The 25,343-nt window shown below is 64.1% G+C and carries 24 protein-coding genes; 10 read left to right on the top strand and 14 right to left on the bottom strand.

Features of this window, described 5'->3' with window-relative positions:
• Positions 1 to 29 precede the first annotated feature (29 nt).
• The 3 genes from glgC to NLN62_RS30545 are packed head-to-tail and all read left to right on the top strand — an operon-like array spanning position 30 to position 3,059.
• Positions 30 to 1,298, top strand: coding sequence for a glucose-1-phosphate adenylyltransferase (gene glgC, locus NLN62_RS30555; RefSeq protein WP_254111292.1), 1,269 nt, complete (start codon positions 30 to 32; stop codon positions 1,296 to 1,298).
• Entirely contained in the window at positions 1,289 to 2,743 is a 1,455-nt protein-coding gene (gene glgA / locus NLN62_RS30550; protein ID WP_254111291.1) for a glycogen synthase GlgA, read from the top strand. Before glgC ends, glgA begins: the two co-directional genes overlap by 10 nt.
• Positions 2,744 to 2,798: 55 nt before the next feature.
• Complete coding sequence (locus NLN62_RS30545) at positions 2,799 to 3,059, top strand: SemiSWEET transporter (protein ID WP_027524484.1); 261 nt, start codon at positions 2,799 to 2,801, stop codon at positions 3,057 to 3,059.
• 100 nt (positions 3,060 to 3,159) lie between these two features.
• Here NLN62_RS30545 and NLN62_RS30540 read toward each other — a convergent pair whose 3' ends face one another.
• Complete coding sequence (locus NLN62_RS30540) at positions 3,160 to 3,462, bottom strand: hypothetical protein (protein WP_254111290.1); 303 nt, start codon at positions 3,460 to 3,462, stop codon at positions 3,160 to 3,162.
• 406 nt (positions 3,463 to 3,868) lie between these two features.
• Positions 3,869 to 4,081, bottom strand: a complete 213-nt coding sequence (locus tag NLN62_RS30535; protein WP_254111289.1) for a hypothetical protein — start codon at positions 4,079 to 4,081, stop codon at positions 3,869 to 3,871.
• 191 nt (positions 4,082 to 4,272) lie between these two features.
• On the opposite strand from NLN62_RS30535, the gene NLN62_RS30530 reads away from it, so the two are divergent.
• Entirely contained in the window at positions 4,273 to 4,722 is a 450-nt protein-coding gene (locus tag NLN62_RS30530; RefSeq protein ID WP_027524481.1) for a hypothetical protein, read from the top strand.
• 137 nt (positions 4,723 to 4,859) lie between these two features.
• On the opposite strand, the gene NLN62_RS30525 is transcribed toward NLN62_RS30530, so the two are convergent.
• Together NLN62_RS30525 and NLN62_RS30520 are read right to left on the bottom strand one after the other, a co-directional pair.
• Complete coding sequence (locus NLN62_RS30525) at positions 4,860 to 5,027, bottom strand: hypothetical protein (RefSeq protein WP_254111288.1); 168 nt, start codon at positions 5,025 to 5,027, stop codon at positions 4,860 to 4,862.
• A gap of 524 nt (positions 5,028 to 5,551) precedes the next feature.
• Positions 5,552 to 6,349 (bottom strand): class III extradiol ring-cleavage dioxygenase, encoded by a 798-nt coding sequence (locus tag NLN62_RS30520; RefSeq protein ID WP_027524479.1) that lies wholly within the window; start codon positions 6,347 to 6,349, stop codon positions 5,552 to 5,554.
• A gap of 165 nt (positions 6,350 to 6,514) precedes the next feature.
• On the opposite strand from NLN62_RS30520, the gene NLN62_RS30515 reads away from it, so the two are divergent.
• Entirely contained in the window at positions 6,515 to 6,694 is a 180-nt protein-coding gene (locus NLN62_RS30515) for a hypothetical protein (RefSeq protein WP_027524478.1), read from the top strand.
• An 11-nt stretch (positions 6,695 to 6,705) separates the two neighbouring features.
• Here the strand turns inward: NLN62_RS30515 and NLN62_RS30510 are convergent, their stop codons facing one another.
• The gene (locus NLN62_RS30510; RefSeq protein ID WP_027524477.1) at positions 6,706 to 7,659 is read right to left on the bottom strand and encodes an AraC family transcriptional regulator; all 954 of its coding nucleotides are present in this window, start codon (positions 7,657 to 7,659) and stop codon (positions 6,706 to 6,708) included.
• Positions 7,660 to 7,725: 66 nt separating this feature from the next.
• Here NLN62_RS30510 and NLN62_RS30505 point away from each other — a divergent pair, with 66 nt between their 5' ends.
• Together NLN62_RS30505 and NLN62_RS30500 are read left to right on the top strand one after the other, a co-directional pair.
• Complete coding sequence (locus NLN62_RS30505; protein WP_198031802.1) at positions 7,726 to 7,941, top strand: hypothetical protein; 216 nt, start codon at positions 7,726 to 7,728, stop codon at positions 7,939 to 7,941.
• 8 nt (positions 7,942 to 7,949) lie between these two features.
• Positions 7,950 to 11,228 (top strand): autotransporter domain-containing protein, encoded by a 3,279-nt coding sequence (locus NLN62_RS30500; protein ID WP_254111287.1) that lies wholly within the window; start codon positions 7,950 to 7,952, stop codon positions 11,226 to 11,228.
• An 84-nt stretch (positions 11,229 to 11,312) separates the two neighbouring features.
• Here NLN62_RS30500 and NLN62_RS30495 read toward each other — a convergent pair whose 3' ends face one another.
• Positions 11,313 to 12,824 carry a carboxylesterase/lipase family protein gene (locus NLN62_RS30495; RefSeq protein ID WP_254111286.1) on the bottom strand — a complete coding sequence of 504 codons (1,512 nt, stop codon included), beginning with the start codon at positions 12,822 to 12,824 and terminating at the stop codon, positions 11,313 to 11,315.
• A 113-nt stretch (positions 12,825 to 12,937) separates the two neighbouring features.
• Positions 12,938 to 13,147, bottom strand: coding sequence for a hypothetical protein (locus tag NLN62_RS30490; RefSeq protein ID WP_035663059.1), 210 nt, complete (start codon positions 13,145 to 13,147; stop codon positions 12,938 to 12,940).
• Positions 13,148 to 13,412: 265 nt separating this feature from the next.
• Between NLN62_RS30490 and NLN62_RS30485 the strand changes: the two genes are divergently transcribed.
• The 3 genes from NLN62_RS30485 to NLN62_RS30475 all read left to right on the top strand — a co-directional run bounded on the left by NLN62_RS30485 (position 13,413) and on the right by NLN62_RS30475 (position 17,033).
• Positions 13,413 to 16,100, top strand: a complete 2,688-nt coding sequence (locus NLN62_RS30485; protein ID WP_254111285.1) for an alpha/beta hydrolase fold domain-containing protein — start codon at positions 13,413 to 13,415, stop codon at positions 16,098 to 16,100.
• Positions 16,101 to 16,312: 212 nt separating this feature from the next.
• Entirely contained in the window at positions 16,313 to 16,576 is a 264-nt protein-coding gene (locus NLN62_RS30480; protein ID WP_027524472.1) for a hypothetical protein, read from the top strand.
• An 88-nt stretch (positions 16,577 to 16,664) separates the two neighbouring features.
• Positions 16,665 to 17,033, top strand: coding sequence for a hypothetical protein (locus NLN62_RS30475; protein ID WP_254111284.1), 369 nt, complete (start codon positions 16,665 to 16,667; stop codon positions 17,031 to 17,033).
• 23 nt (positions 17,034 to 17,056) lie between these two features.
• Here the strand turns inward: NLN62_RS30475 and NLN62_RS30470 are convergent, their stop codons facing one another.
• The 7 genes from NLN62_RS30470 to NLN62_RS30440 form a co-directional block, all read right to left on the bottom strand.
• On the bottom strand, positions 17,057 to 17,212 hold the full coding sequence (locus NLN62_RS30470) for a hypothetical protein (RefSeq protein ID WP_198031801.1): 156 nt from the start codon (positions 17,210 to 17,212) through the stop codon (positions 17,057 to 17,059).
• A gap of 119 nt (positions 17,213 to 17,331) precedes the next feature.
• Positions 17,332 to 17,883: a septal ring lytic transglycosylase RlpA family protein gene (locus NLN62_RS30465; protein WP_027524471.1), complete on the bottom strand. Its 552-nt coding sequence runs from the start codon at positions 17,881 to 17,883 to the stop codon at positions 17,332 to 17,334.
• A gap of 358 nt (positions 17,884 to 18,241) precedes the next feature.
• The gene (locus NLN62_RS30460; protein WP_027524470.1) at positions 18,242 to 19,498 is read right to left on the bottom strand and encodes a DUF1501 domain-containing protein; all 1,257 of its coding nucleotides are present in this window, start codon (positions 19,496 to 19,498) and stop codon (positions 18,242 to 18,244) included.
• A gap of 2 nt (positions 19,499 to 19,500) precedes the next feature.
• Positions 19,501 to 20,985 carry a DUF1800 family protein gene (locus NLN62_RS30455; RefSeq protein WP_254111283.1) on the bottom strand — a complete coding sequence of 495 codons (1,485 nt, stop codon included), beginning with the start codon at positions 20,983 to 20,985 and terminating at the stop codon, positions 19,501 to 19,503.
• Between the two features lie 452 nt (positions 20,986 to 21,437).
• On the bottom strand, positions 21,438 to 22,265 hold the full coding sequence (locus NLN62_RS30450; protein ID WP_254111282.1) for a serine hydrolase: 828 nt from the start codon (positions 22,263 to 22,265) through the stop codon (positions 21,438 to 21,440).
• A gap of 97 nt (positions 22,266 to 22,362) precedes the next feature.
• Positions 22,363 to 24,882, bottom strand: a complete 2,520-nt coding sequence (locus NLN62_RS30445; RefSeq protein ID WP_254111281.1) for a M56 family metallopeptidase — start codon at positions 24,880 to 24,882, stop codon at positions 22,363 to 22,365.
• Positions 24,879 to 25,271 carry a BlaI/MecI/CopY family transcriptional regulator gene (locus NLN62_RS30440; protein WP_027524466.1) on the bottom strand — a complete coding sequence of 131 codons (393 nt, stop codon included), beginning with the start codon at positions 25,269 to 25,271 and terminating at the stop codon, positions 24,879 to 24,881. The genes NLN62_RS30445 and NLN62_RS30440 overlap by 4 nt, the downstream gene beginning before the upstream one ends.
• Positions 25,272 to 25,343 lie beyond the last annotated feature (72 nt).

The following is a 25,343-nucleotide window of genomic DNA, read 5'->3' as shown; positions in this document are numbered from 1 at the left end:
GATAAAAACGGGGCCCTCGGGAGGACAGAATGAATCGTGTTGGAAATGAGCCACTCGCGCGCCAGGCCCTGGCCTTCGTTCTCGCCGGCGGACGAGGAAGCCGTCTTCTCGAGCTGACCGACCGGCGCGCCAAGCCCGCGGTCTATTTCGGGGGCAAATCCCGCATCATCGACTTTGCATTGTCGAACGCGGTGAACTCCGGTATCCGCCGCATCGCGGTCGCGACCCAATACAAGGCCCACAGCCTGATCCGGCATCTCCAGATGGGTTGGAACTTCTTCCGTCCCGAGCGCAACGAGAGCTTTGACATCCTGCCCGCGAGCCAGCGCGTCTCGGAGACCATGTGGTATGTCGGGACGGCCGATGCCGTCCACCAGAACATCGACATCATCGAGTCGCACGGTGCCCGCTTCACCGTGGTGCTCGCCGGCGATCACATCTACAAGATGGATTACGAGCTCATGCTGCGGCAGCACGTCGACAGCCGCGCCGACGTCACCGTCGGATGCCTCGAAATGCCGCGCACCGAGTCTTCCGGCTTCGGCATCATGCATATCGACGACAACGGCATCATCAAGTCGTTTCTCGAGAAGCCGAAAGACCCGCCGCCGATGCCCGGCAAGCCCGACATGTCGCTCGCCAGCATGGGCATCTACGTCTTCGACGCCAAGTTCCTGTACGAGGAGCTGAAGCGTGACGCCGCCGACCCGAACTCGAGCCACGATTTCGGCAAGGACATCATTCCCTACATCGTCAAGAACGGCCGCGCGGTGGCGCACCAGTTCTCGAGCTCGTGCGTCCGGTCCGGCGACGACACGCGCTCCTATTGGCGCGACGTCGGCACCGTCGACGCCTACTGGGCCGCCAACATCGACCTTACCGACGTGGTGCCGGAGCTCGACCTGTTCGACCGCTCATGGCCGATCTGGTCCTATGCAGAGATCACGCCTCCCGCCAAGTTCGTGCACGACGAGGAGAGCCGGCGCGGACAGGCGGTGAGCTCGCTCGTATCAGGCGGATGCATCATCTCCGGCGCCTCGTTGCGGCGATCGCTGCTCTTCACGGGCGTGCGCATCAACTCCTATGCCAATGTCGAGAACGCCGTGATCATGCCTTACGTGAGTGTCGGCCGCGGCGCGCAGCTGCGCAACGTCGTGATCGACCGTGGCGTCGAGATTCCTGAAGGGCTCGTCGTTGGTGAGGATCCCGAGCTCGACGCAAAACGGTTCCGCACCACCGAACAGGGCATCTCGCTCATCACGCAGCCGATGATCGACAGGCTGAACGCATGGCGTTGACGCGCGTCCTTGCGGTCGCATCGGAAATCTATCCGATCATCAAGACCGGCGGTCTTGCCGATGTCGCCGGCGCGCTGCCGGCCGCATTGAAAGCCCATGACGTCGAGATGCGGACGCTGGTGCCGGGCTATCCGGCCGTCATGCGGGCCCTGCCGAAGGCGGAGGAAATCCGGCGCTGGCCGGATTATTTCGGCGGGCCGGCGCGCCTGCTCGCGGGCACGCACGACGAACTCGACCTCTTCGTGCTCGACGCACCACATCTCTATGAGCGGCCGGGCAACCCCTACGTTACCGCAGAGGCGATCGACTGGCCGGATAATGGCGTGCGCTTTGCGGCGCTGTCGCGCGTCGCCGCCGATATCGGGCTCGGCCTCGTCCCTTCGTTCGTGCCTGACGTCGTGCATGCCCACGACTGGCAGGCAGGATTGCTACCAGCCCATCTGCACTATGCAAGCGGCCCCCGTCCCGGGACCGTGATGACCATTCACAACATGGCCTATCAAGGCAAGTTCGCCTACGAGATGCTTGCTTCGTTCGGCTTGCCGCCTGAGTCCTTCAGCCTGCACGGCGTCGAATATTTTGGCGGGATCAGCTTCCTGAAGGCCGGCCTGCAATTCGCCGACCGCATCACCACGGTGTCGCCGACCTACGCGCAGGAAATCCAGGGCGACGAGGGCGGCATGGGGCTCGGCGGCCTCTTGCGCGAGCGCTCGGGCGTGCTCAGCGGAATCCTCAACGGCATCGACACGGCAGTGTGGAATCCCGAGACCGACCCGCACATCGCCTATCGCTTCGGCGCGAAGGAGCTGCAATTCCGGACCGCCAACAAGGCGGCGCTGCAAAGACAGTTCAATCTCGCGCCGTCCACGGATGCGCTTCTGCTCGGCGTGATCAGTCGGCTGTCGTGGCAGAAGGGCCTCGATCTCCTGCTCGAGACAATTCCGACGATTCTCGGCGAAGGCATGCAGCTCGCGCTGCTCGGCAGCGGCGATGCCGACCTCCAGGACCGCTATCAGGCCGCGGCACGCGCTCATCCCGGCCGCATCGCCGTCGTGATCGGCTATGACGAGATCCTTGCCCACCTCATCCAGGCGGGCTCCGACGCGCTTGTCGTGCCGTCGCGGTTCGAGCCGTGCGGTCTCACCCAGCTTTGTGCGCTTCGCTATGGCGCCGTGCCGGTCGTCTCGCGCGTCGGCGGGCTTGCGGACACGGTGGTGGACATCGGCGAGGCCGATAGCAGCGGCCACGACGCGACCGGATTCAAGTTCGGACCAGTGACGGCGCAGGGGCTCGCCGCCGCGCTACGCAAGGCGAACCTCGCCTTCCACGACCATTTGACCTGGCGCAGGCTGCAATTGAGCGGCATGACGACCGACGTCTCCTGGCGCAACCGGGCGGGCGACTATGCGGCACTCTATCGCACGATCATAGCAGCCCGCCGGTAATGACGGGTCAACAGACGCATTTCTATCAACGAATCAGTGCTATAGGGCGGCCACCATGGAACCGCTCATCGTCAAGCTGCTCGGGTTCGCTGCGGCAACCTGCACGACCCTCGCCTACACCCCGCAATTCATCAAGGTCTGGAAGACCCGTTCCACCGAGGACATCTCGCTCGGCATGTTCCTCGCGATGATGCTGGGGCTTGCGCTCTGGCTAGTCTACGGCCTGCTCTCCGGCGACGCGCCGCTGGTGGCCGCCAACGCGATCACCATGGTGCTCGCCGGCGGCATCCTTGTCATGAAGCTGAAATACGGATGAGTACGGGCAGTTCACCCTCTCGCATTTGCCTCCTTGTGGTCCCTGCCGGATAAGCGCTGCTGCTATCGGACATTCCAAGGCAAGTTGTTGAGCGATGGGATCACTGCCCCTCGGCCCGAACCGGGGGCTTCTGCTCGCGTTGGACGCTCTGGCTCAGCGACGCCAGCGCAGTCTTCAGGTCCTCAGAGATCGGCGCGAGGCCATCAAGGTCCTCGAAGGCTTGCGAGACGCGCTCATTCGCTGATTTCTCGAACGGTTCGAAGCCGCCCGAGATGCGCGTTTCTCCCCCAAGAACGATGGCAGCGGCAATTGACCCGAACATAAGAATTGCGGCTCCAATGATGCCGGGTTTGCGGTTGCTGTGACGGATCGGCGGCGACTGCAAGAGGTGATCGGTGGTCATTGTCTTACCTCGCGGCGTTCAGTGCCTGCATGATGCCGATCGTCGCGAACAAACGGTAGATCTCGCGTCCACCATTAAGAGGTACTCAAGCGGAGGCGCTTCCTATCCACGCTTGTCCGCTTTCTTTTGCCCACCGATTGATGGGTCAATTGATTGCACGAGACGTGGCGTTTCCGGCAGGATTTTCCAGTTAGTCACTCAGGATCGCCATCCCTTCGAAGATAGGGGCAACGTTCTGGAGTTCAGAGGAAGCCGTGCTGAAACTCTTTCTGGTCGTTTTACACCGCAAGCGGCGGCATCGCCTCGGTCAGCAACCGGTCCCCGGCGATATGGCGTGGTACGAAAGCATCGCGAAAGAGCGAAACGAACAGAATTCAAATGATGCCAAAACCGACGGAGGCGTCCGTCACCTCAATCCTTCGATGAGCGCCCTCCAGCCGAGCGCATCGTCACGCATCAGGAGCGAAACGCTGAGCATCGCCAAGTGGTGTGGCAATTCGCAATCGGGACGGACGTTCATATCGGCAACAAACAAAGTGGCTGCTTTTTTGAGATCGCCTTGGTCGAGATAAGCGAAGGCTCGTTGCTTGCAGCGCTCGACATATTTGTCGCGCGGCATGTCGGTAACCAGGGAGCGTTCCATTTTCGCCAGTGATCCCGGAATCTCGCATAGAACGCGTACAGGATTGAACGGTCGGGTCTGGCCCGTCGGTTCGAAAGGCGACCAACGGACGCCTTTTAACTGTAGTGTGGGAATTGAGACACAGGCGGTGCACCGCGTCCTTTTTTTCGGTCTCACCTGAGATTGAATTGCTTCACGCGGGGCTTGCGCGCCGCCGCCAGGATCCAAGCAAGCGATCGATCAAGTTGCAGCCGCCGCGCGTGATCAAGTGCGCGGTCGCCCTCGACGCGCATGGGTTTCATAATGGAACCGCCGTGTCTAAAGTGTCACACATCTCGCTCAACCAGTGGCGAGCTGCATTTCAATTTACGCGGTCGTCAGCTTGGCAAGATATACACGAGGAGGGGCGCGCGCCTGATGAGGGAGCCAGTATGCCCGATGAGAAAGATCATCCGGACGCGATCAGGTTCGTGTTCAAGGGAATCAAGACCAATGATGTCGATTTCGACGTACTTGGCAGTCTGAGGGCGGCGACATTGGCGGAGGCGCTAGAGCTGGCCCGCCCGATCCTTGCCGAGTTCAGGCGCAAGTATCGGCGGATTAACGTCGAGTTCACGGTTGAGGGGAGCGATGAGTAGGGGGTCGCCCCTGACCCACAACGTTTCTTGTGCGGCTATCAGAGCGCGGATCGCGTGCCAACAACGGCCGCCAGTATACACGCGTTAGCTTGGCTCAGTCTGTTGCGAGCCGTGTGCTCGCGCCCGCCTTCGATAGCTCAATGGACCGTCAGGTCAAGCAACGGCACTTGTCGCCAGAGCTCTACGCGATGGCTATCCAACCGTCTGGCGCGCTCTTTTGCCTCCTCATCGTCAGCGCACTCAAGGTCGACCGCGCCAACGAGGTGGCCGTGTTCGTCGAGAATGTAGGCGCGGTAGCGCGGCATGACATAGACCCGCGACCATTTCTAAAGTTAGCGCGAGTATTTCTAGAGTAAGTGCCAGCCTCTATGCACTCGAATGGAGGGGTTATTTGGGGTACTACTTTCGTGCCGGATCGCGCCCCGCGCAACTTCCATTAGCTTGCGGGCGCTTGCCCGAGCACGCGGCGATCAAAGCCGAGCTGGCGTGCCAGGCCTTCATCGCGCGTAGACTGCAGCGGCTGGGACTTAACGTCGAAGGGTCAAGCCTGTGGGACGGCCGTTAGGTGGCGGCTTAGGATGGCGCGGCAGCGACTAGATCCGGCCGCCATGCGTTTGTTCAATTCAACCAGATCCGTGGCGTAGCCCATCAGGCCGCCAGCCACGACGAACTCCGTAAAGGGATAGATCGCGGGCATTGTCCTGATCGAGCAGATTTCTGCTTTACCCCGAAAAGCCGAAATTTGCGCTGTACGCTCGCTAGCTTTCGTGGAGGTGCGACATGCCCACCACCCAACGCACGGTCAGAGAAGGAGGAAGAATACAGATATTCACCCACCGAACTCGTACGACGCCATAGCGACGCTCGCGACCTCGTCGATGAACAGACGGTGTCCCGCGTCGCTCGCAGCCGCACCGGCTGCGACCATGAGCGGCAGCAGATGGTCCTCGCGCGGATGGGCAAGGCGCGCGCTCGGCGCGTTCTGCCAGTCGATCAGCATGGCATTGCGCCGCGCAGCGTCCGGCTGGCCGATAGCCTCGCGCAGATAGGCCTCGAACTCGTACGAGACGGGCTTGGATTCCGCGCGCCCGAAGCCGCGCATGTTGTGATAGGTGAGACCACTGCCGATGATCACGACGCCCTCATCGCGCAGCGCTGTCAGCGCCTCTCCTACCCTGATATGCTCGGCCGCATCGTAAGTCGACTTCAGCGACAACAGCACGATCGGCATATCGGCATTCGGATACATCAGGCCGAGCGGCACGAAGGTGCCGTGATCGAAGCCCTGGTTGGCGTCCTCGCGGCAATCGATGCCGGCACGACCCAGAAGCTCATTCACCCGCGTGGCCAGGGCCGGTTCGCCCGGCGCCGGATATTTGAGGTGATAGGTATGCTCGGGGAAACCGTAATAGTCGTAGACCATCGGCGGATGCGCCGAGGTCGAGACCGTGAACTCGTCCGCTTCCCAATGACCGGTGATGACGAGCACCGCCTTCGGTCGCGACGACAGCCGCTGGGGTAGCCGGCTGAACTCCTCCGCGGTCTTGGCATATTGCACCCGCCTGTCGTCCATGAACGGCCAGGGTCCACCGCCATGCGACAGGAAGAAGGTCGGAAATCGCGTCATCGCCGTCGGCTCATCTCTGTTGCAACAAGTGCGAGGCGTAGCCCTACGCGCTTTTCGGCGGTGAGCATAGGGAAACGCACATGGTTAGCAAGCCGTTAACGATTTGCCTTCCAAAATCCGCAGCCGGTCGAAGCACTCGATCGGTTGGTTTTTGTGGGAAGCAAGATGGCAAAGTTTGCGCTGGGGGATGTCGTCAACAGTGACAAGGGCCGCCGCGGGGTCGTCCGCGCCGTCTACATGTCGAGGGAAGGCCGGCGGTGCTACGCCGTCGAGAAGGACGGCGCGATGGACTTCCTGGAGGAAGAGAAGCTGACGCCGGCGCCCCGCGTCGAGCTCGCGGCGTAGAGCCTCGGTTCTCAGTCGCCGCGCATCTCCGTCGGCGTCATGCCAAAGCGCTGCCGAAATGCCCGGTTGAAGTAGGAGAGATCGGCAAATCCCGAAAGATACGCCACGTCGATGATCTTGCGCGACCGATTGATGGGGTCGAGCAACAGCTTGCGGGCCAGCATGAGCCGATGCTCCAGCACGAATTCCGTAAAGGTGGTTTCAGCCTGTGCGAAGAAGCGCTGCGCGTGGCGCTGACTGAGGCCGTGCTTCCGGGCGATCGATCCAAGCGACAGGTCGTGGCGGCCGAGACTTGCGAGCATGTCGGCGCGCATCAGATCGAAGCGCGCGGCGGCATGACCGCCGCTCTCACGTTCGGCCTCGGTGCCGAGCAGGAGCCCAACGAGGTCTACCATGTGCTGCGCCATCAGCTGCTGGCCAACCACGTCAAGATGTGGCGCAAGGTTCGTGGACAGGTCGTGATAGCGGGAAATGGTTTCCCGCAATTTGGGCCGGTCTCCCAGAACCTGTGATATGCCGTTCTCGGCCCTCGGATAGGCCGTCAAGAGCGTGGAACGTGGCATTGCGACGGTCTTGAACTGAACTCCGTCCCTCTGGCTGATCTTGCTGAGCAAGCTCATGTCCATCAGGCACATCTGCGATTCCGACAATTCGATTTCGCGTTCCTCCTGCGTGATCAGCACTCGCCCGGCGGTGGCGATAACCAGAACCAGATCATCGTACCCGTCGCGCAGGATCTCGCGCGTGCGCTCGAAATGAGCTGACGACCCGCTCGGAACAGACAACGTCAATCCTCCGAGCAGGCTGACGCGCAGCTGGCAGTCGATGCTGTCACCCTCACTCGGCGAGATGTCGAGTCTGCAGAGAAGCCGGCATGTCTCCTCGCGCCACGCTTCGTACTCTCGTCCGCTAGACGCCCCCTTGTAGGACTTAACGAAGACGTTGGGCGCATTCGCCGAATCCACGTCGATTTTCCCTGGCAACCAAAAAGATCCGTCATACAGCGGGATCGAGTGCCGGCAACGCCGATCGTGCTCGATGTCGCCAAAATCCTCACAATTGTCACCGCAATCCACTCAACGGCGCTGTTCGACAGCAGCCGCGCGACGCGCCGTGACCGTATCGCGCCTTCGCGTTCTCATGGCGCCCTATTCCAGTGGCTTGGCACGCTGGCCCAAGACATCGAACTGGCCGGCACCTCATTCATCCGATGTGCGTCTCCCGATCGGAGCGTACAGCTTTTTTGAGGTTACGCATGCCCAGGACTGCCATCGCTCGTTTCAGCACCGGGCCGATCCGCATCCGTTCTGGTAATTGGGGCACTCTTGGAAAATTGCGTGGCGGGAGCGGTAAGCGTGCGCTGATGGCCTCAGCCTTCCTGCTGCCGATGATCGCGAGCGGGGCGGCGGAGGCTCAGACCGGGCCTTTCCTTTATGTGCCCAACTCTGGCGACAACACCGTCTCGGTACTGGATTCATCCACCGGCAATCCCGTTGGATCCGCCATCGGCGTCGGCAATAGCCCCATAGCTGTAGCCGTGCGAGGCGATGAATCCCTTGCCTATGTCACCAATTATCCTACCGGCACCGTTTCGGTTCTGGACACCGCGACCAATACGATCACGGCCACCATCGGCGGCATATCTTCTCCTCCATATGGTGTCGCGGTCAGTCCCGACGGGACCCACGTCTACGTGACCGAAAGAGGCGGCAATTCGGTTTCCGTCATCGACACCGCGACCAATACGGTCACTGCCAGTATCACCGTCGGGCATGCTCCCGCTGGTGTCGCGTTTAGTCCCGACGGGACCCGCGCCTATGTGACGAACACAATCAGCAATTCGGTTTCCGTGATCGACACCGCGACCAATACGGTCACCGCCATCATCAACGTCGGGTCTGCTCCGCTTGGTGTCGCGTTCAGTCCCGACGGGGCCCGCGCCTATGTAGCTAACCAGGGTAGCAATTCGGTTTCCGTGATCGACGCTGCGACCAATACGGTCACCGCCACCATCAACGTCGGGTCCTCTCCCTATCATGCCGCGTTCAGTCCCGACGGCACCCGTGCCTATGTGACTGACGTAGGCAGCAATTCGGTTTCCGTGATCGACACCGCGACCAATACGGTCACTGCCACCATCGCCGTCGGGTCTTCTCCCCATGGAATCGCGCTCAGTCCCGACGGCACCCGTGCCTATGTGGCTAACCGTTATAGCGATTCGGTTTCCGTGATCGACACCGCGACCAACGCGGTCATTGGGACACTTCCGGCCGGAGCCTTGCCAAATTTGCTCGGCATGTGCTCCAACGGCAACGCATTGTTGGCCCCCGGGTTGACGTTCAAGGCGAACACGTCGGGGGCGCTGGCCTGCACGCTGGCCTCGGGCGCGAGCGGCGCCAGCGGCCCGGTGTTCACCGGTGGGACGATGCAGTTCGCCGGCGCCAATATCGCGAGTTCGCTGCCCATCACGCTGATGAGCCAGGGTGGCACTTTTGACACCGCCAGCAACAACGCCACGCTGTCCGGCACCATCAGCGGGCCGGGCGGGCTGACCAAGACCGGCCTGGGCACGCTCACGCTCTCCGGTGCCGGGAGCTATTCGGGGCCGACCGCGGTGAACGCCGGCACATTGCAGGCCGGCGCCGCGGGCGTCTTCTCGCCGAGCAGCGCCTACACCGTCGCGAGTGGGGCCACGCTCGATCTCAACAATTTCAATCAGACCATCGGCTCGCTCGCCGGCGCGGGCTCCGTGACGCTCGGCTCGGCTACGCTGACGACCGGCAATGATGGCACCAGCACGACGTTTTCAGGCAGCATTTTCGGGACCGGCGGGCTGGCCAAGATCGGCACCGGCACGCTGACGCTCTCCGGCAACAACGCCTACAGCGGCGCGACCACCGTAAGCGGCGGCACGTTGCGGGTGGACGGGTCTATCGCATTATCCAGCCTGACCACGATCAACAGCGGCACCACTCTGACCGGCACTGGCTCGGTGGGAGCGATGCAGGTCAATGCCGGTGGCACATTCGCGCCGGGCAATGGCACCGCGGGTACATCCATGTCGGTCGCCGGCTTGACCTTGTCGCCTGGCTCTATCTATCAGGTGCAGGTGAACCCTGCGACCGCGTCCTATGCGACCGTCACGGGCACGGCGCAGCTCGGCGGTGCCACGGTGGACGCGGTGTTCGCCAGCGGTAGCTATGTCAGCAAGACCTACACGATCCTCACGGCGGCCGGCGGCGTCTCCGGCACGTTCGGCTCGCTGGTCGACACCAACCTGCCGGCGAACTTCCACACCACGCTGAGCTACGACGCCCACGACGCCTATCTCAATCTGGTCCTGAACTTCGCCATTCCCGGCGGGCTGAACGGCAATCAGCAGGCGGTCGGCAACGCCCTGACCAACTTCTTCAATGCCAACGGCAGCATTCCATTGGTCTACGGCGCCCTGACATCGGCCGGCCTGACCCAAGCCTCCGGCGAGCTTGGCACGGCGGCGCAGCAGACGACATTCAATGCGATGGGCCAGTTCATGGGCCTGCTCACTGATCCTTTCACACGGCGGAATGGCGGGCCGGGCTCGGCAGGCGCCGTGGCTGGATTTGCCGAGGAGGATCAAACAAGCGCCTACGCTGCGCGCAAGCGGACAGACGCCTTTGCGATGGTCACCAAGGCGCCGCCGCGCACCTTCGAACAGCGCTGGAGCGTGTGGGCCGCGGGCTTTGGCGGATCGCAATCGACGGATGGCAATGCGGTGATCGGCTCGAACGACACGACGAGCCGCGTATTTGGGACCGCCGCCGGGGCCGATTACTGGTTCTCGGCAGATACGCTGGCCGGCTTTGCGCTGGCCGGCGGCGGGACCAATTTTGGTGTCGCCAATGGCGGCTCCGGCCGCTCCGACTTGTTCCAGGCCGGCGCCTATCTGCGCCACAGCAATGGTCCGGCCTACATCTCGGCAGCGCTGGCCTACGGCTGGCAACACATCACAGCCGATCGCACGGTGACCATCGCGGGCGTCGATCGCCTGCGCGCCGAGTTCAATGCCAATGCTTATTCCGGCCGGCTCGAGGGTGGTTATCGCTTCGTCACACAAGGCTTTGGCTGGACACCTTATGCCGCTGCCCAGTTCACGACCTTCGACCTGCCGGCCTATGCCGAGCAGGCGATCGTCGGTAGCAACCTGTTTGCGCTGGCCTACAACGCCAAGAGCGTCACCGACACGCGCACCGAACTCGGCCTCCGCACCGACAAATCCTTCGCCCAGGCCAATGGCATCGTCACCCTCCGCGGCCGCGTCGCATGGGCGCACGACTTCAATCCTGACCACACTGTCGGCGCCACGTTCCAGTCGCTGCCTGGCGCCAGCTTCGTCGTGAACGGCGCAGCGATGGCGGCGGACTCCGCGCTGGTCACGGGATCGGTCGAGAAGAAGTGGCTGAGCGGCTGGTCGGCCGCCGGCACGTTCGAAGGCGAGTTCTCCAAGGTCACGCGCAGCTATGCCGGCAAGGCAAGCGTGCGCTATGCGTGGTGACGCTCCAAGAATCCGTCAAGAGTCGGTTCAGGAAGAGGCGGTTCAGGCGCCGCGAATGTCTGACGGCGTGGCCCCGCCTGCCACTCATCCCCTTGGGCTCCGCCGTTCGAGATGATCGAGCGGCCCCGACAGGGGATCGTCGCTGCTTGCTATTCCATCATTGGAGATCAGCAGCAAGCGCTCGCCTTGCGAGCTTGCGTCCCAAGGCGGCAGACCCGGCCCGTTGGGATCGCCGGTCCTTGCGAAATTGGTCCAGTAGCTGCGCAACTGACCCGCAAGCTCGCGGTCGGCGCGCGTAAACGGGCTCGCGCCCGGCACGCCCTGGGCGCCGAAGACGAATTGCAATTCCCGTCCGTGACCGCCATCGCCGTTCGCACGCTGGGCTTCGCCCATGTAGGAAAATCGATAGCGGTAGGTCGGCGCACCAGTCGCCGTGTGCAGACGCGCGAGGTATCGCGCGGGCTCGGTGAAAATCCGGTCCGTGTAGAGCCGGGCGGCAAGCTCCGCAGGCTTGCCGGAGATGCCGGGATAGAGCGCCTTCAATCGATCGGCCGATTCACCGGCGAGGCGGAGCTCCTCCTTCAGGTCGGGCTCGCCGACAAAACTCGTCTCGTCCTCGTTCGAGCCGATGATCACCGGGATGCGGCTTTCATGTGAGGCACCGAAGCCGCTCGCGATGTCCTCCGTCACGAGCCGTCCGTCCAGCACCGGGCCGAAGCTGCGCGCGGATTTGGCGAACAGCAGGGTTTCGGCCGCAAGCAGCATTCTCGTATCCAACGCACGTGGATCGGACGTACTCCTGTCGCGGGCGACCAGGGAGAACACGCGTTGCCCAATGGCCTCAGCCTCTTGCAGCGACGGCACGCCTTGGCGCGCGGGCAGCGACTGCAAGATCGCCTTGTGAAACAACTCGCTTGCCTGTGGGCAAAGCATCAGAAGGGCAATCGAAGTCGCGCCGGAGCCCGAACCGAACAAGGTGACGTTGCCCGGATCGCCGCCGAACGCGGCGGCATTGTCATGAACCCAGCGCAGCGCCGCGATCTGGTCCATCATGCCGTAATTGGCGCTCGCGCCGTCCGGCGCGTTCACGGCGAGCGAGGGATGCGCAAGCCAGCCGAACACGCCGAGACGATAATTCATCGTCACGACGATGATGCCAGCCTGCGCAAGCTTCGCGCCATCGAGCAAGGGATCATTCGCCGTGCCCGTCACGAAGCCGCCGTCATGGAAGAAAACCATCACCGGCAGCGGTCCATCGACGCCGAAGGGCCGAAAGACGTTCAGCGTCAGGCAATCCTCGCTCGCATGCGGCATCGCCGGCTGCAGGCAGGCCGGACCGAAATCGTAGGCGGTCCGCATTTCCGAGCTCTCGGGAAGCGCCTCTGGCGCGCGCCATCGGAGCAGCCCGAGTGGCGCGGCCGCGTAGGCCAGGCCCTTGAAAGAGGCCACCTCGCCTTCCACAGCGCCGAGCATCTGGCCTTCATGCGTCAGGGCAAACGGAAATTGCACGGCCTGCTGGGCCGCGGCCAAGCCGACCTGTCCCAGGACCACTGAAGAGACCATCGAAGCCGTAGCGAGCGCCAGCAAGGACCGCATCGGCGAAATCTCAATGCGCGAGAAGCTCGACGCCAAGTTACGTCGGTAACATGCGGCTCGGCAAGCCGGCAGTTGCTCGCGGCGCGCGATCCGGACGACCCCACGCTTGCGCTTTAGCCATCCTTGCCGGTCAGCTCCGCGAGCGCGCGGCGCGCGACGATGCCGAGCTCTCCGAGCGTCGAATGGCCGGCTTCTGCCGCCTTGATCAAGCGCTCGGCAATGAACCTGCGGCTGTCGTGGTCGCCGCCATGCGGCAGTTGACGGCAGGTTTCCTCCAGCACCACGTCCATGTTCGCCTTGGTTCGCTCGCTCAGCTTCTTCATGACGTTTCGTGAGAGCCTTGGTCCTTAAGAGCCTTGAGAGCCTTGTCCTCCGAGAGCAACGTCACGGAACTCGGCAATCGACGGAACAACAGCGTGATTGCCTCGAAAAATCAAGCGCTCACGACGATTGTTGCGGCGCGGCGTACGCTGCGCGGGCTGCAGTCCGCAGCATCTCGCGCTACCCAGGATTGAATCTGCGCTGATGACAAACCACCGCCGCGGCGATAGCCTATCCACAAAGCAAAATGCTCGGGAGGATAATCGCATGGCTGAGGCAATGGTTGCAGCACGTGCTTCGGAAGCCACCGGGAAAGCCCAACACGTGGACGTCGCCGTAGTCGGCGCAGGCTTTGCCGGTCTCTATCTTCTGCACCGGCTGCGCAAGGCGGGCCTGACGAGCGTCGCGCTGGAAGAAGCCGACGATGTCGGAGGCACCTGGTACTGGAATCGCTATCCCGGCGCACGTTGCGACATTCAGACCATCGACTACAGCTACACTTTCGATCCGGATCTCGAGACGGCCTGGACCTGGTCGGAAAAATACGCAACCCAACCTGAAATCCTGCACTATCTCGGCTTCGTGGCCGATCGCTACGACCTGCGGCGCGACATCCGCTTCAAGACCAAGATCACAGAAGCGCGGTGGGACGAGGCAGCCGGGCGCTGGCAGCTCACGACCAGCAACGGCCCGGCCGTCTCCTGCCGCCACTACATCATGGCGACGGGCTGTCTCTCCGCGCCAAAGCCACCAGAGATCGACGGCGTCAAGGATTTCAAGGGCGAGGTCTATTTCACCGGGCGCTGGCCGCATGACGGTGTCAATCTCGCGGGCAAGCGTGTCGCCGTGATCGGCACGGGCTCCTCAGGCATCCAGTCGATCCCGATGATTGCCGAACAGGCGGCGCAGCTGACCGTGTTCCAGCGCACGCCGAATTTCGCGCTGCCCGCCCATAACGGCCCCGCACCGGCGGACCGGCTCGGCCTCTTGCAAGGCGACCGCGCCGCATATCGCGAGCAGGCGCGCTGGTCGATGGCCGGCGTGCCCTATCCGCAACAGACCTCCGTGAGCTGGCAGCTCAGCGACGCCGAGCGCCGCGCGCGCTTCGAAGAGGCGTGGGGCAAGGGCGATCTCGTCTACATCCTCACCCAGCTCTGGGCTGATCAGGCCGTCGATGTCGACGGCAACGCGCTGATCTGCGACCTGATCCGCGAGAAGATCCGCAGCGTCGTGAAGGATCCCGAAACCGCCGCGGCCCTGATGCCGCAAGACCATCCGTTCGGCGCCAAGCGGCCCTGCCTCGATACCAACTATTATGCGACCTTTAACCGGCTCAACGTGACGCTGGTGAATCTGCGGCAGGAGCCGATCAAGACGATCACCGCTAACGGCATCACCACCGACAAGCGCAGCTTCGAGGTCGATGTCATCGTGTTCGCGACCGGCTTCGATGCCATGACCGGCGCGATCCGGGCCGTGCATCCGATCACCGGCCGCGGCGGCATGTCGCTGTCCGAGGTCTGGGCGGACGGGCCGCAGACCTATCTCGGCCTGACGGTCGCGGGCTTTCCCAACTTTTTCATGATTACGGGACCGGGCAGCCCGTCGGTGCTGTCGAACATGGCGGTATCGATCGAGCAGCACGTCGACTGGGTGGTCGAGCGCCTGGCCGCACTTCGCGACGCCGGCTTCACCACCATCGAGGCGACCGAGACAGCGCAGGCCGGATGGGGTCAGCACATGGCCGACTGCTCGATGCTGACGCTGCATCGGCTTGCCAACACCTGGTACACGGGCGCCAACGTTCCCGGCAAGGTGCAGGGCCTGATGCCCTATACCGGCGGCGTCGGCCCCTACCGTAGCATCTGCAACGAGATCGTCGCCCGCGGCATGCTCGGCTTCAAGCTCACCGGGCCCAACGTCGCCGCGCAGTGCAATGACGGCGAGGTCGTGCGCCTGCAGCCGGACGTGCGCATCGTGCTGGGCATGCTGGCGCAGCTGAACCTGCCGCCGATCGAATCGATGGGCGCTCTGGGTGCGCGCGCCTTCGTCAACGAGTTCAACAAGGCCCGCCCCGCAGGCCGGCCGGTCGCCGAGGTCATCGATGGCACACTGGAGGGCGCTGACGGCCCGCTGCCCTATCGCCTCTATCGGCCGGCGACGCCGGGGCCACACCCGATCGTGGTCTATTTCCACGGTGGCGGCTGGGTGCTCGGCGACGAGCAGTCCGATGATCCGTTCTGCCGCGACATGTGCCGGCGCACGGACATGATCTTCGTCAGCGTCGGCTACCGGCATGCGCCGGAGCACCGCTTCCCGGCGGCGGCCGAGGACGGCTATGCAGCGACGCGCTGGGTCGCGGCGCATGCGGACGAGCTCGGCGGCACCCCGGGGCCGATGCTGGTCGCGGGCTGGAGTGCCGGCGGCAATATCGCCGCGGTCACCTGTCAGCTCGCGCGCGATCGTGGAGGCCCGCAGATCTCGGGCCAGCTTCTGGTGTGCCCGGTCACCGACTGCACGTTCGACCGTCCATCCTACGAGGAGAATGCGGTCGGCTACTTCCTGACGCGCTCGCTGATGTACTGGTTCTGGGACATCTACTGCTCGCCCGCCGAGCGCACCGATCCGCGCGTCTCGCCGCTGCGCGGCAAGGTCGCCGGCCTGCCGCCGGCGTTCGTGGTGACCTGCGAGTTCGATCCTTTGCGCGACGAAGGCGTCGCCTATGCGGACGCGCTCGCAGCCGCGGGCGTTCCGGTCGAGCAGTTGCAGGCGCGCGGCCATTTCCATTCGTCCTTCACCATGGTCGACGTTGTGATCACGGGCGTCAGTGGACGGGTACAGATGGCGGACGCCTTGCGCCGCTTCGCCGGCCTTCCGCCGGAGGCACGGCGCGGCGATGACGCGAGCCGCGGTCAAGCGCCGCCCGCGCACAAGATCGCGGCCGCCGCGAGCTGACTGCCGGCATCGCGGCTCTCATGACGTGACCTGCGGGCCGGGACCGGCCCAGGGGCCCGCAGATGCGGTCGAGAATGGTTTCGCCGACTGGGAACGAATCTTGGCCGCCGGCGTTGGGAGCGCGTGGCATTGAGATGCAGCGATAGATGTGGGCCCTGGCACACGACCATGTGTGCTGGGGTTCTTTTTGCGTGAGCGCGTAGCAGGGGCAGATGTCTTCCGAATCCCAAGTGAACTTCGGCGCAACCGCGCGCTTGCGCAAATGGCCCTCGCTCGGAAACCAACGGCGCGAGGACCGGGAGACCTACCTCGTGCTCGAAGATACGCTGGACCGATGCATCACGGCCTTCATGGAGAAGCCGCAGGCAACCAGGCACCTCTATCAGATCCATACGTCGCCACAACCGCCGCTGGTGACGGAGATTCTCTCGCCCGAGCACATCGCCGAGCTGTCTCGGCTGCGGGACTATCTCTGACGCCGCGCGACGACGAACGACATCGCGAGGAACATTCTTCTGCTTTTTCCCGTTGACGGTATGCGAAGCGAAAGCGTGAGTGCCTACGATGCTCGAAGCCGTTTTGTCATCCCTCGATGTGCCCTATGGCGCGGATCAAACACTGTTCGTCGTGATCGACCGGATCAGTGGCGCCAGGGAAATCCGCATCGAGCGCGTCGATCTCGACCAGACGATCGGCGAGTTCATCGCCGGCTGCTTCAGAGATCCAGTGCGGGTCATTTCGTTCAACACACTTGAGCACTGGGTCAAGGACATCTCGGCCGACGTCGCCCTTGAAATCCAATCCCGCTGCGACATCGACGGCACCGACCTGCCCGACCATCTCCGGGATTTCGTCGAGCGCCACATCTGCGCGAGCTCCCGCACTCCGTCCGGCCTGCACGCGGCACTTCGCGCGCGGATTGCGGCACGCTAGATCGCTTCCGGTGTTCGGTATGATCAGGCCTTCCGGCGCCTGCCGGCCATCGCCTCGATCTCGCGGCGACGGTCGCCCGCGAAGGATAACAATTTCTCGACCGTAAGCGTATCCGTGATCCGTTTCGCCAGCCGCTCGGCGCGCGCAGCCTGGTCCTCAAGATGCTGGATCGTGTTCACGCGTCCTCCCCGAACCGTCGAGATTGTGTGCCCGCCATGGTGCTTCAGCGAGACTAACAGCCGGTTAAGCGCGGTATGCGGATGCGACGTCGCAGAGCTGGACTCCCGCGACGCGGCGGTTACTGCACGACGTCAAGCTTCACGTTGGCGACGCCCTTGTTGACCATGCCGAGCGCCTCGGCGGCCGAATAGGAGACGTCGACGACGCGCCCGCGGACATAAGGTCCGCGGTCGTTGACGCGGACCGTCACCGAGCGGCCGGTGGAGACGTTGGTCACGCGCAGGCGCGTGCCGAACGGCAGCGTAGGATGAGCGGCGGTGAGTTCGTGCTTGTCGAACTTTTCCCCGCTCGCGGTCTCCTGGTCCTCCGAGTAGAAGCTCGCAACGCCATGCGCGGCCGTTGGCTTCTCAGCCGCGTGGGTCGGCGCATGATGGCGCGGCCGGGCGTAGACGCCCGCGAGCCTGCGGGCCTCGTGACGATGCTCGGTCATGGCCTGCCGGCTTGCAGTTGCGAATTCCGCTTTCTGCCGCGCGACCGGCGACTGCGCGCAGGCCGCGAGCGATACGGCAGCAATCAGGCTAAGGACAAGTCGAGTAACCGCTCCGCACAGGGAACCGCGGCTTGCGTGGGTCTGCGGATCAACCGTTTCGGCACATTCGAATCGAGACATGATTGCGCGCCTCCGACCTGCCCCTAGTCCGGCGCTCAATGGAGGCAGAACCTTGTCGGAAAAGGAGCCGCCCTGCGGCCGCTGCGGTTTCGCGCAAGCTGTTGCGATTCCACCACAGTTCCTCATGCGTCTCGAAGCGAGACACAGCGCGTCCGGTCAGGGCGCGTCAGCCGTGGGACTCTCGCCACAAAACGGCGTGCGCCTCGCGCGCCGCGCTCTCCGTGAGAAGCCGCGCGAGCTCACGCCAATAAAGCTTCCGCCATCGCCGTTGCAGGCCGGTCAGAAACTCGATCTCCCGTTGGGTCAGAAAGCACATGACGATCCCAATCGTGATTCCGCGCATCTCGCGCGTCTCGCTTCATCCGCTACCGACAAGTCCACTCATCGGCGCGACATCGGCGCTGTCGGGGAACACGGTGCTGGCAAGCACGGTGTCCTCGACACGCAGATGATCGCGCAGCAGCCCCTTCAGCACGGCGCGCAGATCCGTCGTCGGCTTCAGGTCGCGATCCTCGAACAGCTGTGCCGGCTTCAATCCCGGCCAGTCCGCGATCACGCGGCCGCCCTTCAATGCACCGCCGGTGAGGAATGCGACCGTGCCGGTGCCATGGTCCGTTCCCTCCGTGCCGTTGATCCGCGCGGTGCGACCGAACTCGGTGACGACGGCAACGACGGTGTCGTGCCAGGCCTCGCCCATGTTGGTCTCGATCGAGGCGAGCGCACCGTCGAGCGCGCCAAGCAGGTTGAACAGCTGCCCCGAAGCCGCGCCTTCGGCGATGTGCGTATCCCAACCGACGAAGCCCATGGCGCCAACGCGCGGGCCGTCCGGCCTGGCAAGATAGCGCGCGGCGGTACCGGCGGCCTCGGCGAAGTAGGCGCGCACGCGCGCAATGCCCGGCGGCATCAGCGTAGGATCCTCCGACATCGGATCGCCCATGCCCGCAGGGCCTCCGAGCGAGGCAAGCTTCATGCGCGCCTGGAGCACGGCGGCGAGCTTCGGATCGGTGTGCTGATAGAGATCGAGCAGGCGGTTCTGCGTGTCCTCGCTCGCCGACAGAAGCTTTTGCGGCACCCATGACATCACGGGTGCCGAGCCGCGCACCACCAGCGGCGTCACCGCACCGACGCCGAGCGCACGGCTGCCGCGTGGATCGACGCGACCGCCCGATTCCAGCGCGGCCAGCGACCGGTTGAGCCAGCCGGAGCCGATCGCGCCGGGCTTTGCAATCCCGCTCTCGAGCACGTCCTGGCCGTCGAAATGCGAGCGCTCGCGATAGGGCGTCGCCGTGGCGTGCACGATCAGCGCCTGCTGGCTCTTGTACAGCCGATGCAGATTGGGCATCGCCGGATTGAGCGCGAAGAAGGAATCGAGCGGCAGCGCCGGCGTCTTGCCGTCCAGCACCAGTGCGCGCTCGCCACGCAAGGAGATCCAGTCGGGATCGCCCACGGGCGCGACCGCGCCGAGACCGTCAAGGGCGCCCCTCAGGATGATGACGAGCAGCCGCGGATCGCGCCCTTCTGCGCGAGCGAGCTTCGGCATCTGGCTCCACGCAAACAGCGCGCCCGAGCCGATCAGCAGCTCACGCCGTGTCGGCAGGTGGTTGGCGAAGCTCATGCTCACCTCCTCTGGAAGTCCGCCGACATGAACAGGAGCGCGAGCGCCTGCTGCCGGCTCTCGGCGCGATTGACCGCCTGTTTCACCTCTGGCGAGACCGTTGATGCGAAAACGGTCTCGATGATGTCCTGCGGATCGGCCTGGCCCGCGACGCGCTCGGCGAAATTGTTGGCAATGTCGAGCCGCCGGCCCACGCCGTCGATCCAGCTCGCTTCGTCATCGGGATAGCCCTTCGGCGCCGGCGGCCGCCACAGCGCCTCGCCGAGCAGCTCTTGCCCTCCCGTGAAGCGCGTCGGATCGGCCTGCGTGATGCCAGTCGCGCGCACCATGCCGACGACCCATTCGCCGGGACGCTTGAGCTTGGACGGCGGCTCGCTCCACGCCTCGGGCGCGGACACCATCGTTTTCGCAACCTCCTTGAGGTCGCCGTCGGTCTCACGAAACGTCTTCGCCATTTGCTCGACCAGTGACGGCGGCGGCGTCTCCGCAATGAAGTGGCGCGCGAGCTTGGTCGCGACATGTGTCGCGGTCGCGGGATGAGCCGCGAGGTCGCGCAGCACGGCGCGCCCCTGCTCCACTCCCTCCTGGTCGTAGAGCTTGCCGAGCACGGTCTGCCCGCCGGGCTCGTGGAGCCGCGGGTTGAAGCTGAATTCACCGCCTCGCTCGGGATCGTTGCCGGGCGGAATCAGGGTCCAGCCCGTCAGCACGTTGGCGAAGCTGATGACATCATCCTGCGTATAGCCGCTGCGCACACCGAGCGTGTGCAGCTCCATGATCTCGCGCGCAAAATTCTCGTTCAGGCCGCGGCTTCGATTGATGCCGGCGATCGAGTTCGCGCCCATCGAGCCGAGATTGTCGAGATAGAACAGCATGGCCGGGTGACCTTCGGCCGCCTGCAACAGATCGTTGAAACGGCCGAGCACGTGCGGACGAATGGCCTCGCGCTCATAGGCACCCGACATGCTCTGGATCTTGTTTGCGGAGATGCAGAAGTGGTTCGACCAGAACCACACCAGCCGCTCGGCAAAGCCGATCTCCGCAGCCAGCGCCGCCTCCGTGCGCACCTTCGCCTCCTCGAGATAGATCGGCCGCCCCGGATCGGGAACGGCGTCGGCGGCCTTCTTGGCCGCCATCTCGGCGGTTTCTGCGCCCTGACCCTGCCCTTGAGTCTGTCCTGGCTTTCGCCTCTGGTTGTTTCCTTGGCTTGCGTCCTGGCCTTCGGCCATGACGGGAGCCGCGGCCATCTGCTGCTTCTTGGCTTCCTGCTTGGCTCGCGCCGCACGCTTGGCATTGGCGTCCGCTACCGTGCGGTAGGCCTTGGCGCTGGAGGGAAGGCTCGCTGCGTCTGCCAGTAGCAGGGGCCGGTCGAGCTCGGCGATCAGCGCTGCGCGCGGGTCGGCCTCGATCGCGGCAATCGACCCCGGTCGCGGCCCCATGCCGAAGCGATGGAGCGCCAGCACGGCTTCAGCCTTTGTAGAATTGCTCATGGCGGGTGCCCGATATGTCAGCCAACCGAACCATCGCGCCAAGCCGGTTCGGTCGACCATGACACGTTGTAATGCTACAAATCGTAGCACTTGCGCTTGTCGGCTGCAAGCTCCGATTGAGCGGTCCGCGACGGGTGCTCATCAGCCTCGTGCCGCAAATCAAGGCGTTCAGCCCGTAGGCGAAATCGCCCGCAAGACATCCCTGAAAACGCCGTACTGCAATTGAAACGCTTGCGGGCTGTAGTCCTGGTAGTAACCCGCGGTCACCACGACGACGAGATCGAGCTCCGGGACGATGCGGATCGACTGCCCGCCTCGACCGAGCGCACCAACCCAGTGGACCTCGCGCCCATTGATCTGGGTGCGACCCAGTCACCAGAGATAGCCGTAGAAAAAGGGGCCCGTGGCTTTCAGCTGCGGTGTCATCGAGGCGTCGATCCATGCCTTCGAAACTATCTGGCGACCGTTCCACCGGCCGCCCGCGAGGACGAGCTGGCCGATTTTTGCCATATCGCGTGGCCGCAAGCGCAATCCCCCTCCGGCATCGCTATCCCCTTGACCCGGGCCCACGCGAGGCGGGTGATGCCCATCGGCTCGAACAAAGCCTCACGCGCAAACTCGTCGAGGGGGCGTCCAGTGGACTTGCGCCTGATGGCCGACAGGAGCGTAAGCGCGCCGGTGTTGTAGAAGAATTCCCGTCCTGGCAGAGCCGTCACCGGAAGACTGAGGACGTAGCGACAAGGATCTGGCGCCGTATGCATGCGCACCTCGTCGTTGTCGTCCTCGTTGCTCGGAATCGCTTCCACCCACTTCAGACCCAAAGACATGGTGAGCAGGTGCGACAGCCGGATGCCTTCCTTCTCGGGGGAACGCAAATCGGCCAACTCGGGAAAGAAACTGAAGATGGGTTCATTGACGCCGCCGATGATCCCGCGATCGATTGCGATCCCGACGGCGAGCGACGCGACACTCTTTGAAACCGATTTCACGTTGTGCAGTGTATCGGCATCGAAGGTGACGTTTTCCACCTGGCGGTTGTTGATTTCGTCGGTGCCCTTGAAGTACCGCTCGAACACCAGCCGGCCACTGCGTGCGACCAGAATGCCGTGCACATTGGCCGTGCCGGGGGCCGCGAGGCGATCGGCCATCCTGCGCAGTGCAGCGCTGTCGACAAGCTTGTCCTCATTGACGGCCGCGACGGGCCAGCCGTCGTCTCGCGCGGCCGGAATACCGGAGTCGTCGGGCGGGTCCGGATACACCGGCAACGTGGTGATCGGCACCAGCGCAGCTCCACCGAGAAGTGAAACAAATTGGCGCCGTCTCATTTGATGTTCTCGTTGCGCCTTTTGCAGCCGCGCAGCTCGCTTGCGTGCGTTCCTAGAAATTTGGCCCCAGCGCGATTTTCGTGATGGTGCCGTTCTTGACCCCGATCCGCCATTCCGCCGAGCCGTTGGCGAACTGGGCGATGTAGATGTCGCTGTCGAGCGCGGTGACGCCGCGGAACGACATCGCGCGCAGCGCACCGAGCCGCGTCAGGATCGCCTGGTCGAACGGAAGCTGCTGACGCGTCAGCTCGGCAACCTCCGTGGTCATGTGGTCATAGTCCGGACGGCCCTTGCCGACTCCCTCGATGTACTGCCGCAGCATCTCCTCGCCGTTGGCGATCGGCATGCTCCGCCGGGTCGCGCGCCCCAGCCGCGCACCGGGATGCGGCGCGTCGACGTTGTAGAAGCGCGTCTGCCGTCCCGGCAGCAGGATCTCGCGACATTGTCCCGACCGGTCGGCAATCACCCACGGACTTTTGACTGTGGTGAGGAAGGACGACGTCATGCTGCTGCCGATGGTTGTCTGCATTCGCCGATTGCCGTCCGTATCCAGGTTGAAGACCTGAATGTCGTCACCGGTGTCGTTGTAGAACATGATCCTGATCGGCGAGCCGCCGGCCTGGCCGCGAACGGCGGCTTGTTCCGAACAGGCGACGATGCCGCCGAGTTCGTCGTTGCCGTCGGGACGGAAGGTCACGTCGCCAGTTTTGCCGTCCGGGTCGATCAGCAGGCGAAACTCAGCCGTGCCGTTTTCGAACTTCGCGCCATAGATGTCGTATCCGCCGGGGCCGACGCCGCGGAAGAAGATCGATTCCACTGCGCCCAGCGCCAGGAACGTCGCGTGTAATTCACCGGCCTGCCGATGGATCTTGGCGGCCAGCGGCGCGCTCATGGCGTCGTAGTTCGGCGTACCGCGACGCAAATCTTCGATGCCGCGGAGGATCATCTCCTTGCTGCCCGGCGCCGGGACCTGGTCCCTAAACCGCTCCGGAACTTCCGCGATCCGCCGCAGGAAGTCGGCCTCGATGCTGCCTGCGACGGCCGCATCGATGCGTCCCGCCAGGCGCGGGCCCGACGCCGCGCTGTGCAGGAGGACCCGCGCCACCTGGGCCTGATCGTCGCGCAGGAAGACCACGAGATCGTCGCCCCTGATCGAGAACGCGTCGGCGCCTTCGGCCATCAGGGCAAAGGCGGGCCGGCCGGTTTCGTGCGCCAGCAGCCGATTGCCATCGCGCTTGACGGTCAGCACGCGGTTGAAGGCGACCTTGTACCAGCCGACATACTGGTCGAGCGAGGCAGGATCGACGGCCGGAGCCGGCATCTCGGCGAGGCGGGTGGCTCGGACGTCGCGACCGTTCACCCGCATCATCAGCTCCGAGGACCGGCGCTCCGCATCGACCGGAAACGCGATGTTGCCGAACGAGGCGACATAGGACGCCATGCCATCCTGCACCGTCAGTCGCAGCTTGCGCTGCCCGGCCCACTGCCCGAACAATTCATCGCCGTCGCGGAAGATGGCTAACACCGACGTCGGGCCAAGCGCGTAGAAATTGACGAACGCGCGATAGTGCTGCCCGCTGCCCGTCTCGCCGGCCTCCTCCACGGCCGGGCTCGCCTCCGGCGTGCGATAGGCGATCATGCCGGTCGAGACGATCACGGCCGGCACGATCATGGCCGCGATCCAGACGCGCTTGCGCCAGCCGACCGCAGCGGGCATCGCCGCCGCTGCAATGATGCGCTCGACGCGGGCGCGCACCGTCGATGCCCGGGCCATCGCCAGCTCCATCGGACGCGGCTTCACGGAAGTTGCGACGTCGAGCAGGATCTCCGCGTAGGACAGCCTGTCGTCGATCGCCTCGATCGCCTGAACGTCGCTGATGATCTCGGCAAGCTCCGCCAGATGCGCGAGCTGCCACCACGAGAATGGGCTGAACCAGAACACGGCGCGGTTAAGTGAGGCGAGCAGCAGGACGTAGAAGTCGCGATTGGCGACATGCGCGCCCTCATGGGCGAGCACGGCGAGCCGCTTTTGCGCATCCCAGTCAAGAAACTGCGGCGGCACGAGAATGATCGATCCGAAAGTGACGGGACCGCCGACGTCGCGGCTGACGCGCACCTCGGCATTGACAACCCGGGGGCCGCCCATCGGCTTCGCAGCCCGCGCCAGACGAAAGGTCAGCCAGAGGCCGACGAGGAGCCGCAGCAGCAGGACGCCAGCGATGCCGGCATAGACGATCGTGGCGATGCCCCACCAGTTGATCGGCGCGGGGATTTTCACTGGCGAAGCCAGGGCTGCGCCGTGGTCGGCGGGCAACACGGGCGACAAGGACTCCCCGATCAGTACCTCAGCCGGCCAGACATCGTCCGGCGCTGCCACCGGCAACGGCAGGCGCGTGATGGTGAGCGTCGGCCAATGCATCACGAACGGCATCGCGAGCGAGGCAAGCAGCACGACGACCCACGCAGTCATGCGCACGTGCGGATTGCGCACGCGAAAGAGATAAAGACCAAACCAGACGACGCCTCCCAGTACAAAGGAGCGCAGCGCCGCCTCTGCCAGAGTTGCGATCATTCTTTCTTCACTCCCCTCACCTTTTTCGCTTTGGCCACCTGGTCAGCCAGCGTGCGCAACTGCTGCTGATCGAGCATCGCATTATCGACCATGCCGACCAGCACCTCCTCGATCGAACCGTTGCAGAACCAGTCGACGATGCGCTGGACCGCCTTGGCGGCGACGCGTGCGCGGGGCTCGACCGCCTGGTAGACATAGGTGCGTCCGTCCACAGTGTGCCGCGCGTAGCCCTTTTCTTCCAGCCGGCGCAGGACAGTGCGGACGGTCGACTCCTTGAGACGGCGCGGCAACCGTTCACGCACGACCTCGGCCGTCACCGGCCCATGAGCCCAAACCAATTGCATGACCTCGCGCTCGAGGTCGCCCAGTTCGGGCAAACGATCGTCCATGGTATCTGACCTTGCGGCTAGAAGTTTCTTGTAACGCTACGGATCGTCGCATATACGGCCGCGCCGCGCAAC

The organism is Bradyrhizobium sp. CCGUVB23, assembly GCF_024199885.1.
In the GTDB taxonomy this organism is placed as follows: domain Bacteria; phylum Pseudomonadota; class Alphaproteobacteria; order Rhizobiales; family Xanthobacteraceae; genus Bradyrhizobium.
This window is presented reverse-complemented; position numbering and strand designations above follow the sequence as displayed.